This is a genomic window from Aquimarina sp. I32.4 (genome assembly GCF_002924285.1).
Lineage (GTDB): Bacteria > Bacteroidota > Bacteroidia > Flavobacteriales > Flavobacteriaceae > Aquimarina.
On record NZ_PGUB01000005.1, the window covers coordinates 57945 to 72911 of the forward strand.

The following is a 14967-nucleotide window of genomic DNA, read 5'->3' on the forward strand; positions in this document are numbered from 1 at the left end:
GTAACTTTTTCTACTGCTTTTGATCTAAGTACTAAACAAGATGCTATGGAGCCTATAAAAATTAATGAATACAAAACTCATAAAATATCTGATGCAGATGTCATTTACAGAATCAATGCTGGAGAAAAAGAATTATATGAGATTTTATTAAGACGAAATAATCAAAAGCTATTTCGAGTAATCAGAAGCTATATCAATGATTATGAAGAGATTCAAGATATTATGCAAAACACATACCTCAAAGCATATGAAAAATTACACCAGTTTAAAAACAACTCACAATTCTCAACTTGGTTAATACGGATTGGCATCAACGAAACATTGGCTCGATTAAGAACCAAAGGAAAATACCAAAACCTTTATGTTTCTGAAAACGATAGTAATCATAAACAAATTATTGAGATACCTGACAATCATCTATTAAACCCCGAAAAAAAATGATTCGGCAAGAAGCAAAACAAATCCTAGAAAAAACCATTGATCTATTGGATGTAAAATACCGCACTGTTTATATTATGCGAGAAGTTGAAGGTATGAGTATTGCAGAGATTGCTGATCTTATGGGATTAACTATATCTAATGTAAAAGTACGGTTACATCGTACTAAAGGTATGATGAAAACAGAGCTTTATGAACTATCAAAACATCCTGATATATTTGAATTTGGTTATAGTAAATGTGATCTTCTTGTCAATAAAGTAATGAATCGTATCTAATATACTTTTTTACCATTGATATAGGTAGCTTTTACTTTTATATTTGGAATTTGATCTTCATGAATCTCCATAATATTGTCTTCTAGAATTACAAAGTCTGCAAATTTTCCCATTGCAATACTTCCCTTCTCATGCTCTTCAAAATTACTATACGCTGCCCATAGTGTCATTCCTTTTAGGGTTTCTTCTCTGGTAAGTGCATCTTTTTTCTGAAACCCTCCTTTGGGATATTGCTTTAAATCTTTTCTGGCTATTGCAGCATAAAATGTATAAAACGGACTTACATGCTCTACTGGATAGTCAGTACCCAAAGCTATCTTTCCTGTTTTTTGCAATAGTGTTTTATATGCATATGCTCCTTTTATACGCTTAGTACCCAATCGCTCATCTGCCCAATACATATCACTAGTGGCATGTGTTGGCTGTACACTCATTACCAAATTATCATCAAGTATATCAAACTCTTCAGGCGCTACAACCTGAGCATGTTCTACTCGCCATCTTCTGTCTGATTTACCTTCTAAAACCTTATAATACGTTTTTATAACTACTGCATTGGCAGAATCTCCGATTGCATGTGTATTCATTTGAAATGGAGATGCCGCTAATCGTTTAGCCAATTTTTTAAATGCATCCGTACCTATTACCATAGCTCCAAAATGATTTTCTTGATCAGAATAAGGTTGTTTTAATACTGCCCCTCTTGACCCCAACGCTCCATCTGCATATATTTTGAAAGAAGACACATGTAACTTATCAGTTTTATAAACTCCTTTTTTTAGATAATGATCTACATATTCTGGCGTATTGCTTACCATAGCATACATCCTTATTTTGAGTTCATCTATTTTTTGTAAACTATCTACTAAGTCAATTACACGAGGGCTCAATCCTGCATCATCAACAGTAGTTAATCCATACCCAAAATTGATCTTCTCTGCATCTTTCAAAGCCTGTATCTGCTCTTCCTTTGTTGGCTCAGGGATAATACTCTGTATCAACTCCATAGGATTATCAATAAGCACCCCTGTGAGTTGCCCGTTTTTTTGTAGAATCTCTCCTCCTTCTACTTGGGTTTCTATAGTAATTTTTGCAAGATCTAATGCTTTTTGATTGGCTATCATGGCATGACCATCCACTCGTGTTACTGCTACTGGAGTATTAGGAAAAAGGCTATCTAGTTTCTCCTTTGTAGGAAACTCTTTGATACTCCAATCATTTTGATCCCACCCCCTACCTGTAATAAAAGATACCTTTTTTTCTTTTTGAAATGCTACAATACGCGCTAACACTTCATCATAACTTTTTGTTCCTGTAAGATCTACTTTTTGCTGTTGCAACCCCAATCCATAAAAATGACAATGTGCATCGATCAATCCTGGCACTATTGTTTTTCCTTCTGCATCAATAGTAGTATGTGCTGTATACTCCTGTAGCAAAGTAGTAGTACTACCTACAGCTATAAACTTACCATCTTTTATTGCAAATGCTTCTGCTTTTGGTTTTGTATCTTCTACAGTGTACACATTCGCATTAATAACCAACACATCAACCTCTATTGGCTGTTGACATGAATATAAAAAAAAGAATAAAACTATAAGTAAGAATGATTTTTTCATTTAGAGTTGTGTTTGTTTGAAGCCTAAATGTAAAAATATCTAATTCGTAGCATGGTTAATTTTTTCTTAATCTCTAAAATCATGCTTGTATCACCTATTTTTTTGACAACTCTATTAAAACACAAAAGATCAACTAAAGTATTTTAGTTGATCTTTTGTTTACTGAAATTATTTTCTCTTTGAAAACGTTATTTGTTATTAAAAATTTTCAGCTGTATTTATAGCTTCCGTTGTAGAAGATCCGTTAAGTACTTTACTTGCTACATTTAGATACCCGTATGCAGATTTATTTTCTTTTTCCAAAAGTAACTGCCATATCATTACTCCATCTGAATTATCTTTTGATGCTATATGCTCAAAAAGTGTTGCTACATTCTCATATGTATAGGTATAATAAGGCCCCCAAGGTTCATCAGGAAAATGTATTCCCGCAGCAATATCAAATCCATAACGATCTCCGTAATACTTATATGCATCATACATAATTTTTCTGTTTGATGCCGCTCCTGTATTATATCCTTGATAAGCAATTAGGTCAATTTTATCACCTACGGCTTCTAGCACAGGGATCATATGTCCTGTTGTAGAAAAACCGTATAAACTAATTCCTTCATTAGGTTCTGTAGCTTTATACAGATTTGTGTCTGATTCTCCTGTAACTGTATTTCTTTTGGCGTAACTATATGGCGAACTTGTATCGTCATTTTTTTCTCCCCCCAAAGCTCCTACTCCAGCAGGAGCACATGCTAATATATATTCTCCTTTAGGCATAATAGCTCTGGATTCATTAAAGAATGCAATAAAACGTTCTACATTTACTGCATCACCAATGGTTTGAAAACTTCCATTGGGTTCAAAATCCCAATCAACACCTCCAAACCCCATATCATCTACTAGATCTTTTATTTGTTGGTAATTGATATTATAAGCTTCTTCTGTACCCCAATATGTTTCTCCTCCTACCGATAATATCACTTTGGTTCCCTTCTTTTTTAATACCGCAACAGATTCTTTGAGAGTCTGACCATCATATGGAGTTTGAATTCCTGTCTTAGAAATATCCAAAGACCCCTTTGTATACACCAAATTAGGTTTTGCAAACGCCAAGAATACATGGGTAACATGTGATGGAATATCTCTTAATTTTGATCCTTGATCTGGAGAAGAAACCCAATTTTCTGACCAAGAAGGAAAATACCCCAAAATAATAGGTTTTTTTGCTTCATTGCCATCCCCTCCTGTATCCCCTCCTGTGTCTGGATCACCACCATTTCCATCTCCTCCAACAGTATCAATAGGGTCCTTATCATTCCCTGCATCATCACTACTGCATGAAGTGGTAAAAAGGATCATACATAAACATAGGCTGTTTATGATAAAAAAAAATCTTTTCATAGTTTAATTGTTAGATTGTAAATTTACTTGTATTCATTTTTCCAACTAACTAAACTGCTTATCTTATTAATTATTGTCTAAAAAATTAATAAGAAATTCATAAAAAAAATAAAACCCCACATGTTTATGATAAACATGTGAGGTTTCGATGTATAGTACATATCGTGCTCTTTATAAGATATATTCCCCAATATATTTCTCTTATTAGATAACTACACGATATCTATTGATGTACTACTTCAGTATTTTAAATTAATCACCTACTTACAGAAGGTTGTTTTAGTTTTTAATTATGCTTTGATTACTATTCTTGTCAAGCTTTTTAAACAAGAAATGAAACGTTCAAAAGCAAGAGAATACAATAGTACGTTCAAAATTACTCCTCCTAGAAGGCCATACATACCTTTTACTAATCCTGAATACCCGATAGCATCTGTTGGAAATCTAAAAACAGAATGCACCTTCATCAAAAACTCTGTTACTGGAGTAAAAACCAGAGTTCCTTGATCATTGGCATATCCTATCAAACTGCATATTGCTGCCAAAACAAAAAGTAAAATAAATGTGATAAAGTAAGTGTGTATGTTAATCTTTTTCATCTGTATGTGAGTATTAAAAGTTGTAAATAAAATGATCTCTAATACTGCGCAAGATATAGTGGTTTTGACACCTACAAAACACGGTAAACGATGAAAATTAGTACACTGAAAACAGGGATACAGTAAAAAAGCAGAAGTAAATCATTTTTCACATCTCACAAAAACACCTTGTAATCAGAAGTATACACAAGGTAGACTAATATTTGAAGCTATTGATTTTTTTTAAGCACCCTATAAATCTATCAATACTCACGTATATATTTCTCTCTTTCTATAAGAGAAATTGCCTGTTTTCCTTTTCCTGTTAAGAATTTTGTTTTTAAAGTAACTCTATCTGTCAACCTTTGAAAAAACACAATAAAATGTAAATGTGGTCCAGTAGCCCAACCTACATCTCCACTGTATCCTATAAATTGGCCTATCTTTATCTGATCCCCTATTACTACCGATGCTCCATTCTTCTTAATATGGGTATACTCTGCAAAAGTACCATCCTCATGATAAATCAATATATAATTATTGTATTTGGCACATTCTGCTGTGGTACAACTTTTACTATAGCTCTCTTCTACATCAACAACTACACCTCCTCTAGCTGCATAAATTTTGGTTCCCACTGGCATTTTAAAGTCTAATGCATTCTCATTTTGATGAGAAATCTTACCATTGTATCCCTGAGACAACCAATACTCACTTCCTCTTTGAAATGGCAGGTAATAATTGAAATCATTATCATACTCCTTTTGAGTATGATCCCCATAATTATACGTTGACTCATACCCTAGTTTTATTTGATTTTTTCTATCAACTACTTGTAAGTCGGTAATTATATGCCTAGTAGTTCTTGCTGGTACTATAAAAACCTTATTGTTACCATTGGTAGAAGTAAGGTTTTCTAACCTGAAATCCATTTTTGCAGAAACTGGACTATATTCATTATTATCTGCCAAAATCATAAACCCATTTTCTGTCTCTTCATAATAAAGTTTAAAATTATCTTGAGAGAAGATGGTAATAGAAGAAATAAAAAAAAAGAATCGTAGAGTTGTTTTCATCTGTTTTTATTTAGAAGTCATTTGAACTTTTAATTCTTATTGAAGTTTATAAGTTACCAAAAAAAACTGAACCTCAATCAATTTGGAATCTATAATGGATATTCAACCTACCTTGAAACAACAAATCAATCCTATAGAAAATCCATATAAGTTTATGCAATTACAATAAGGTTATAGAGTTCCTATCTCTAAATAAACAATAAAATCACCTGATATCAACTCTTACTAGTAATCAAATTTATAGGTAACTCCTCCTAATACTTGTACTCCTTGAACTGGAAAATTCACCCAGCGTTGATAGCTTTCTCCTGCAAGATTGTTTCCTTTAATAAAGAAAGATAATTGATCGTTGAGCCTATATCCTAAGTTTACATTGGCATCAAAATAAGAATCTAAAGTAACTACTGCTTCTGGCTGTGTTGGTAATGAAGCAATCGCAGTATTAATATCTTTTCGCTCTCCCACATAAAACAATTGTGCTCCAGCATACCATTGGCTATTGATCTGATAGTCTATTAGTGCAGAAGCTTTAATCTCAGGAAGATTCCATGCTTCTTGCTCATCTTCTGTATTGTAATTAAAGTATTCTATAGAAGTTCCTAGTTTAAACTTTTTATTAATTTCAAAATTAAGTTCCCCATATCCTATCAGGGTATTGATATCATCATAACGGTAGGAGAATGAGTTACCATACTCGTATCCTTCTAATTGTAATATGGGTCTGGTATTATTGACAAACAAGGGTTTTTCTGATTCTGAAATATAGCTTCCTCTAAAATTATAACTTACTATATCTGATAACTGTCCTTTTAATCCTATATATGCATCATATAACATACTGGTAGGTTCTATAATCAATGTAGGTGATACAAATGGATTTTTTTGTACCGCATTGCGATAAGTATTTTGTTTCAAATCGCCCTCTAGTCCTCCATATGCAATCACAGCTTCTTCTAGTAATCTATAAGAGGCTGTTACCTTAGGGTATATAAACAAATTATTATCACTATTTTTTGTATCTATACTATAATATACAGCAGCTCCAAGATTAACCGTAAGGTTATCTCTTAATATTACCAAACTGGGGTTCACTCCTAAGTTTAACACTCCATATTCATTAGGTGTTTGTGTACTAAAATCAAGAATACGATCAAAGTTTCCGCTTACATAATCTACTATGAAATTGGTTGCGATCAGGTTATCCCCCATTTCAAACTCAAAAGTAGGTTTTGCAATTACATGATGTTCTACAGAACTCATGGCATCGCCAAAAAAACGATATTTCAAAGTTGCTTTTTTGAAATACAAATCATCAAACTGTAGTTTTCCTCCAAGTTTTACACCAAAATAACTTTGTTGAGGATCAATAGCTCCTATCTGTTCTTGTGTAAGTTGCGGAGATTCTGGTAATCCATACCAGTTATATAACTGATGCTCTACTCCCGCTTCTATCCCAAATGTATAATCTCTTGTACGAGATGTATAATTAAGATCTAAAAATGTATTATAAAATTTATCGTCTAATTGTACCTCATCAATTCCTCCTTGTGAGGAGTTATGATGTAAGTATACCCCCATATTATCTGATCTGTTTAACTGGAAATTACTATAAAACTCTGCTAAAACAGAAGTAAAATTACCAAACCCTAATGTTGCATAGTTATCATAGATATCTATTGGTTTTGGTCTATCAATATTTGCTGCTCGTCCTTTTGCAGGCGTATAGGTAGAAGCTACAGGAACCGAAAAAATGCTATATCGTAGTTTCTTTTTTTGTTGCGTAATAGAATCATTAAGAGTAGGTGTGGATTTAATTTTAAAAGCATCACTGATAGTTGGTGTATATGCTTTTACAATTACGACACGCTCAGTTTCTAGATTTTCTGTTTCCTGTGCAAAACCAATCTGACCTAGTAAAACAAAAGCACTAGCAAAAAGTGACATTCTTGAACCGAATCTATAAGGTTCTTTGATAAAAAAAGGATTGATCTTCTTAAAATACATAGACATACAATACAACATTTGATAACTGATTACTGTTCGGTTTGGATAGATGAATTTGTTTTTGCTTCTTCGGCTTTAATTTTTCTAAGCTCGGTTTTTGCCTCATCAATTACCTCAGGGTAATCGGTAAAATTTTTGATCACACTCTCTAATATGTAAGTGGCTTGATATGCATCATTGAGACCGTAGAAGTTTTTAGCCATCAATACAAGCCCTTTTGCCCCATATAACCTATATCCTGAATAATCTTTGGATAATCGTTGTATCGTTTGATTAGAGTTTTTATAATCGTCTTCTATATTTTTGAAATAAGCTTCATAATACAAGGCTTCTGCTGCTAGCTCTCCTGTTGCTATTTTTTGCACTTCTGCGTAAGCTCTTTTGGCACGTTGCATATCCACAGTTTTAAATGCTGCTCTAGCAGTAAAAATAGTGGCATCACTTTTTACATCATTCTGGATTTTTGGATTGGCCAGAACTTTATCTGCATATTCAATCGTTTTTTGATAATTAAGTAATTGATAATATGATTTCATCAAATTAGATTGCGCAAATATGACATTTTGTGGGTAATCTGCATCAGTTTCTAATCGTTCTAACACAGGAAGTGCTTTTTCATATGCTCTATTTTCGAGATATACTTGAGATAGTCTTGCCAATGCTTGCTCGGTAAATTCTGTACGCTCTTGTTTAAGCACATATTCATAATGTGGAATTGTTGTTTCTCTTTCTCCTTTTTTAAAGTATAGCTGTGCTAGGTGAAAATGACTTTTTAAAGCATGTAATCCATTAGGAAATTGAGTAAGGTATTTCTGAAAACCATTTATTGCTCCTGTATCATTGTTTTCTAAAAACTGCTTCTCTGCTGCTTCAAAAGAAGTGTTATCCAGATCTGCATCACTTACCTCTACAAAACTTAATCCTTTTACCCAAGATGCATATTCATCTGTTTTACCAAGGTCTACATAGATCAATCGTGCTGTATTCACTGCCTGAATTGCTTCTTCTGTTCCTGGATATTCTGCTACTACTTTCTTGAATTTAGACAATGCTCTATCCCCTTCATTTCTATTATAATACACCAAACCTTGTTTTAGCAATGCTTTTGGCACATATGAACTTCTAGGAATATCGCTAATAAGACGGTCATATGAAGCAACCCCTTTCTGTATCTTATTTTGGGATACATATACATCTCCTAATGCAAACATAGCGTCATCTCTATAGGTTGATTTTGGATATTTTTTCAAAAACATCTCAAGATCACTAATCTTCTTGTTATACTTTTTTACAAATCCATAGCTTATTGCTTTTTGATAATGTGCATAATCAGAATCTGGGCCATTTTTTTTGATTGCCAAATTATACGCTTCCATAGCAGGCCAATATTTTCTGGATATAAAATGACTATCTCCCAATCTAAGATACGTATCTGTTTGTCTTGCCTCATCTTCTCTATTTAGTTTGGAGTAGGCATCAAAATGTGCTGCTGCTGATGGATATTGTTTTAGTTTAAAATAGGTATACCCCAAATTATAGTCTATATGATTATATTCATTAGTAGATGATGCTCCTGTGCTCCCTTCAAACTGTTTAAACCCTATCAAAGCGTCATCAAAATTAGTAAGCAAGTAGTCACTTTCTGCTTTCCAATAAATTGCCCTTGCTGTAAAATCAGGCACTACCTGTCCTTTTAGTGATTTATCAAAATATACGATTGCTTCTGAGTAATTACCTTGTGTATATAACTCAACACCACGATAAAAAGCTACTTTTTGATATACTTCTTTGTCAGCAAAATTTCTGCTTCCCTCTAGCAAATCCATAGCTTCTTTATATGCTTTAGAGGTAATATAAGAACTTATCAGCAACTCTTTTATTTCGTCCTCAAACTCCGTATTAGGGTATTGATCGAGATAGGATAGCAAAATCTTCGGAGTACTCTCAAAAGAATTCCCTATCTCATAACTCAATTTTGCGTAATTGTAAGTTGCATCTTCTTTGATTTTTGATTCAAAATCCATTTCCGATGCATTTTTAAAAGCATTTAATGCTTGTTGTTTTTGATCTGTTTTAAGGTATGATTCTGCAAGATGATAATATGCATTTTGTGCAGTTGCATTACGGCCATCTACAATTTTATTAAACTCTGAAATGGCGTTTTGATATTCTCCTTGCTTATAGTAAGCATATCCCAGCAAGTAATAATCAGTATTATTCCATTTTCCTTTTCTACCTTTATATTCTTTGAGATATGGTATTGCTTTTTTATATTCTCCTAGGTTAAAATAACTTTCTCCTATAATTTTATTCAGCTCTGATTTTTCTGAGGGCTTAGATTTTGGTAATTGTACCAACCCTTCATTGATCGCTTCTTGAAAATTACCTGACTTAAAATTCATATCACTCTGAAAATAAGACAGGTTTTTATTATATTGATCCAGATCTTTTACTTCATCAAATAATTTATCTGCTTCTTTATAATTATCTCCTTCATACGCTATAAATCCTAAATAATACTTTGCTTTGGCACTATACTCAGGAGAATCTTCTACTTTGTTTAAAAATTTCTTTGCTTCATTAAATCGTTGAATTTTAAAATACGCATATCCATTATTAAAATTATACTTATCTATTTCTCTTTGTGGAAGACTTCGTTCATCAACCTTATCATACCATTTACGAGCATATGCATATTTTCCATTATCAAAATAATAGGTAGCTGCATCAAGATACGCTGCATTTCGTTTTATACTGGTTGGATACTGAACTACAAAATCTTCTAAAAGCTGATTGGCTTCTTTTTGATTTAACCAAACAGCACAATTAGCAATATAATAGGTGCAATTGGCATCAATATTCTCATCGTATGAAACATCTTTGACTTTATCAAATAGGTTTTGTGCTGCCAAAAACTGTTTGTTATTGTATAGCTCCAATGCCTGATTATACAGTACTAATTCATTGGTATAAATTGCCGATTGTTGTGCAGATACATATGCAGACATCCCAATCACAAAAAGCATCGAAGTGATGTATTTCATAAAACAAACTTTAGTGTATTAAACCTATATTGACCAATACTGGCAATATAATTTGATAAAATCATCAAAAACACATACCATCAAGGTCTAGTCTCTAGATTCTATACGTCTTGATTCTTAAAAAAAGTAAATATCGTTTCCCGTGAATAAATTTTGCGTTAAAGATAGCTTAATCTTCAATCTAATAACGAAAGATTTGCTAGTTAATTACATCATAAATCGAGAATTATGATTTCTTTATGTTTCACTAAATAAACATAAGGGAACACTACTTCAATTCAAGTACTTGATTATAAAAAACTTACTGATCATATTTTATTTTATTTTTTAAAGAATAAAAATATATAACCCAAAAACCTGTTATTTACTTAAAAACTATTTCTGTACCTTATTTTATTAACCGAAACTTTTTACTTTTACAACATCTATTAATTTCTGAATCATAAACTATGTCCAACACGGTATTAAACCTTAAAGATGCTTCTATCTATCAACGAGAAAATCTTATTTTATCTGATGTCAATGTTGAAGTAAATAAAGGCGATTTTGTATACCTTATTGGTAAAACTGGTACAGGAAAGAGTAGTTTTATGAAAACTCTTTACGGAGACCTACCTTTATTAGAGGGAGAAGGTAGTATTGTAAATTTTGATCTTCCTACATTACAAGAAAAGCAAATTCCATATTTACGCAGAAAATTAGGAATCGTATTTCAAGATTTTAAATTATTAAATGATAGAACTGTAAAAGCAAATCTTCTTTTTGTTCTAAAAGCTACAGGATGGACTGATGAAAAAGCTATGGATAGTAAAATTGACGATGTATTAGACAAGGTTGGCATGAAAACCAAAGATTTTAAATATCCTTATCAACTATCTGGGGGAGAACAACAGCGTGTAGCTATTGCTAGAGCACTACTTAATGACCCTGAACTAATATTAGCTGATGAGCCTACAGGAAATCTGGATCCACAAACTTCTGTTGAAGTTATGGAGGTGTTACGGGATATTAATAAAAATGGTAATACTATCCTTATGGCAACACATGATTATGCATTGTTACTTAAATATCCTTCTAAAACATTAAAATGTGATGGAAATAAAGTTTTTGAAGTAGTACAAAGAAAAGGCTAGAACTACATCAACCTATTCTCAATCCATTTTTCACTTGTAAATCAGGAGTTAATAAAGTTACTTCTTTACCCTCTCCTATTGCTCCCATAATCAAACATTCACTCATCATGTTAGCTATCTGTTTTGGTGGAAAATTAACAACAGCTATTACCTGCTTACCTATAAGGTCTTCTAGTTGATATAGGGTTGTGATTTGTGCAGATGTTTTTCGTTCTCCCAAGTCTCCAAAATCAACAATTATTTTATATGCAGGGTTTCTTGCCTCTTCAAATACCTCTGCATGTAATATGGTGCCCACCCTCATATCTACATTCATAAACTCTTTCCATTGTAAGTTCTTTTCCATTATTTGATTTTTTAAAAAAAATTAGATATCTCCTATCTAAAATCTATTTTGACTTTGCTTAAGAATTACATAAAGTGATTTCCAAAAATAACGAAATGTATTAAAAATCATTTTTCTCGCATTTATTAAAAAACAAGTAATACAAAAACCGTATTAAAGCAAGGCTTTTTACGTATTTTACCTGATTTTAATGTATTTTATCGATAATTTAACACTTTTTACAAGTTTTGTTACCAGAATTTTCCTTACATTTGTATCAAACAACTACTAATAGCTTATATGGCAATTCGCCCCAAAATATTGAATTAGCCCCAAATAATACCCAAAATATCGACGCAAAATCCCGAGTTAACTCGGGATTTTTTTATTTGATTTTTAGTAGTATACTTTTTTTTATTAAAAAACCCCTTGAGGGTTTTATCTCACAAGGGGTCACTTTATTATATATAACTAAGTTTTTTCTTACACAATCTTATTTCGCTTACGCTCAACTTCGGTAAGATATACCTTACGTAACCTCAAATGATTTGGTGTTACTTCTACATATTCGTCTTTTTGAATGTATTCTAAAGCTTCTTCTAATGAAAACTTGATTGCTGGTACAATCTTAGCTTTATCATCTGCTCCAGAAGAACGTACATTTGATAGTTTTTTGGTTTTAGTGATATTTACTGACATATCATCTCCTCTAGAGTTTTCACCAATTACTTGTCCTTCATAAATATCCTCTCCTGGGTCTACAAAAAACTTACCTCTATCTTGTAATTTATCAATAGAATATGGAATTGCTGATCCTTTTTCCATAGATACCAATGATCCATTTATACGTCCAGGGATATCACCTTTAAGTGGCTGATACTCTTTAAAACGGTGTGCCATAATCGCCTCTCCCGCAGTTGCAGTCAATAGTTGATTACGCAATCCTATAATTCCTCTAGAAGGTATCATAAACTCACATACCATACGATCACCTTTGGCTTCCATACTAAGCATTTCTCCTTTACGCATTGTTACCATTTCTACCGCTTTACCAGAAACATTTTCAGGTAAATCAATGGTAAGTTCTTCTATTGGCTCACATTTTACGCCATCAACCTCTTTAATGATAACCTGTGGTTGCCCAATTTGCAATTCATACCCTTCACGACGCATCGTTTCTATCAATACTGATAAATGCAATACACCTCGACCAAATACCAAAAACTTATCTGCACTATCAGTATCATTCACTCTAAGTGCTAAATTTTTCTCAAGTTCTTTTGCCAGTCTTTCTTTAATATGCCTTGAGGTTACAAATTTTCCATCTTTACCAAAGAAAGGTGAGTCATTAATTGTAAATAACATACTCATAGTAGGCTCATCTATAGCTATTGTCTTCAAGGCTTCTGGGTTTTCTATATCTGCTACAGTATCTCCTATCTCAAAACCTTCTAATCCTACCAATGCACAAATATCACCAGCTTCTACTTTTTCTACTTTCATTCTTCCTAATCCTTCGAAAGTATGAAGCTCTTTTATTCTTGATTTTTTTATAGTACCATCACGTTTAACCAAAGAAACTTGCATTCCTTCTGTCAAGACTCCTCTTTGTAAACGTCCTATTGCAATACGCCCTGTAAATGATGAAAAATCTAATGATGTAATCAACATTTGCGTAGTACCTTCTTCTATTTTTGGAAAAGGAATATGCTCAATTACCATATCTAATAATGGCTCGATATTATCTGTTTCATTCTTCCAGTCATCACTCATCCAATTATTCTTGGCTGAACCATATACTGTTGGGAAATCTAATTGCCATTCTTCTGCTCCTAGTTCAAACATCAGATCAAATACTTTTTCATGTACTTCATCTGGTGTACAGTTTTCTTTATCTACTTTGTTTACAACAACACAAGGCTTCAATCCAAGATCAATTGCCTTTTGCAATACAAAACGTGTTTGTGGCATAGGTCCTTCAAAAGCATCAACCAATAGTAACACTCCATCTGCCATATTTAATACACGCTCTACTTCACCTCCAAAATCGGCGTGACCAGGAGTATCAATAATATTGATTTTGGTTCCTTTGTATAATACAGAAACATTTTTTGAAGTAATTGTAATTCCTCTTTCACGTTCCAGATCATTATTATCAAGAATTAAATCACCTGTATTTTCATTTTCACGAAATAATTGGCAATGGTACATAATTTTATCTACCAACGTAGTTTTCCCGTGGTCTACGTGTGCAATTATTGCAATGTTTTTTATAGCTGTCATAAACGCCTCATTTTTAAGGGTGCAAATGTACGAGATATTTTTGACACGTTATGTATGAAAAGTTAAATATTAAAAAAGCTTTATCTCTTGTTTTATCCACACAACACATCAAGCCCTTTGATACTGGTAACTAACCACTTAATAACCATTATTTACCAAACGTCCAACCTAATCTAAAATTGATTATAGCCACCATCGATTCATCGATATCACTAAAAGCATACCCTAGCCCCAGTTCTAAACCTAAATTAAGCCCATATCGATACGTACGCTGAAAACCCCAGACTGGACCAACTTGTCCTACAAAATTTATATTTGTATCTAGATTACCTATTATAGGCTCTGCGTGCGCAAAATATGTAGTCATTGCTATATAGTTCCCCGAATTTCCTGTGATATTTCTTCCTTTCCTCAGTCGTTTTTCAAAATTGTAATAATACCTATATGCTCCCTCAAATGTAAGAAATATGCCATAATCACTATCTCTTGTAGTTCTTACATAGCGTAATCCCGTCCCTATTCTAAAATCTGAAGTGGTATTTTTGGTAAGCCCTACTTCATACTCTATTCCAGGGGTTAGTAATAGATTGGCTTTAAACATGTGGTTTTCTACATGATGATTCATATCCTGAGCATTAATAAACATACAACTCAGAACAAAAATCGTTGTAATGATTTTTTTCATTAATTCCTTTTTTTGTTTCGTTGGGTTGACTTTTATCAAACTTCTTGCCATACACTACTTTTATAAATAATTCTTTGCACAAAACATAAAAGAGTTAGTTATCTTTGCA

At 32.7% G+C, this 14967-nt stretch carries 12 protein-coding genes; 3 read left to right on the forward strand and 9 right to left on the reverse strand.

Annotation, left to right across the window (positions count from 1 at the left end; genetic code table 11):
* Positions 1–45: 45 nt before the first annotated feature.
* Positions 46–441: a sigma-70 family RNA polymerase sigma factor gene (locus CVD18_RS23310; RefSeq protein ID WP_255409406.1), complete on the forward strand. Its 396-nt coding sequence runs from the start codon at positions 46–48 to the stop codon at positions 439–441.
* Positions 438–716 carry a sigma-70 family RNA polymerase sigma factor gene (locus CVD18_RS23315; RefSeq protein ID WP_255409407.1) on the forward strand — a complete coding sequence of 93 codons (279 nt, stop codon included), beginning with the start codon at positions 438–440 and terminating at the stop codon, positions 714–716. Before CVD18_RS23310 ends, CVD18_RS23315 begins: the two co-directional genes overlap by 4 nt.
* Here CVD18_RS23315 and CVD18_RS01955 read toward each other — a convergent pair.
* From CVD18_RS01955 to CVD18_RS01980, 6 genes are all read right to left on the reverse strand, one after another.
* A complete protein-coding gene (locus CVD18_RS01955) occupies positions 713–2335 on the reverse strand; it encodes an amidohydrolase (protein ID WP_103863762.1) in 1623 nt (540 codons plus the stop codon). The genes CVD18_RS23315 and CVD18_RS01955 overlap by 4 nt on opposite strands.
* A gap of 198 nt (positions 2336–2533) precedes the next feature.
* The gene (locus CVD18_RS01960; protein ID WP_158250371.1) at positions 2534–3688 is read right to left on the reverse strand and encodes a glycosyl hydrolase family 18 protein; all 1155 of its coding nucleotides are present in this window, start codon (positions 3686–3688) and stop codon (positions 2534–2536) included.
* Between the two features lie 332 nt (positions 3689–4020).
* The gene (locus tag CVD18_RS01965) at positions 4021–4329 is read right to left on the reverse strand and encodes a hypothetical protein (protein ID WP_103863764.1); all 309 of its coding nucleotides are present in this window, start codon (positions 4327–4329) and stop codon (positions 4021–4023) included.
* Between the two features lie 242 nt (positions 4330–4571).
* Positions 4572–5384: a M23 family metallopeptidase gene (locus CVD18_RS01970; protein WP_103863765.1), complete on the reverse strand. Its 813-nt coding sequence runs from the start codon at positions 5382–5384 to the stop codon at positions 4572–4574.
* A 225-nt stretch (positions 5385–5609) separates the two neighbouring features.
* The gene (locus CVD18_RS01975) at positions 5610–7394 is read right to left on the reverse strand and encodes a TonB-dependent receptor (RefSeq protein ID WP_369858572.1); all 1785 of its coding nucleotides are present in this window, start codon (positions 7392–7394) and stop codon (positions 5610–5612) included.
* A gap of 23 nt (positions 7395–7417) precedes the next feature.
* On the reverse strand, positions 7418–10432 hold the full coding sequence (locus CVD18_RS01980; protein WP_103863766.1) for a tetratricopeptide repeat protein: 3015 nt from the start codon (positions 10430–10432) through the stop codon (positions 7418–7420).
* Between the two features lie 449 nt (positions 10433–10881).
* Between CVD18_RS01980 and CVD18_RS01985 the strand changes: the two genes are divergently transcribed.
* Entirely contained in the window at positions 10882–11565 is a 684-nt protein-coding gene (locus CVD18_RS01985) for a cell division ATP-binding protein FtsE (protein WP_103863767.1), read from the forward strand.
* A 7-nt stretch (positions 11566–11572) separates the two neighbouring features.
* Here the strand turns inward: CVD18_RS01985 and CVD18_RS01990 are convergent, their stop codons facing one another.
* The 3 genes from CVD18_RS01990 to CVD18_RS02000 all read right to left on the reverse strand — a co-directional run bounded on the left by CVD18_RS01990 (position 11573) and on the right by CVD18_RS02000 (position 14858).
* Positions 11573–11911 (reverse strand): tRNA-binding protein, encoded by a 339-nt coding sequence (locus CVD18_RS01990; protein ID WP_103863768.1) that lies wholly within the window; start codon positions 11909–11911, stop codon positions 11573–11575.
* A gap of 462 nt (positions 11912–12373) precedes the next feature.
* Complete coding sequence (gene typA / locus CVD18_RS01995) at positions 12374–14173, reverse strand: translational GTPase TypA (RefSeq protein ID WP_103863769.1); 1800 nt, start codon at positions 14171–14173, stop codon at positions 12374–12376.
* A 148-nt stretch (positions 14174–14321) separates the two neighbouring features.
* Positions 14322–14858: a hypothetical protein gene (locus CVD18_RS02000; protein ID WP_146052678.1), complete on the reverse strand. Its 537-nt coding sequence runs from the start codon at positions 14856–14858 to the stop codon at positions 14322–14324.
* Positions 14859–14967 lie beyond the last annotated feature (109 nt).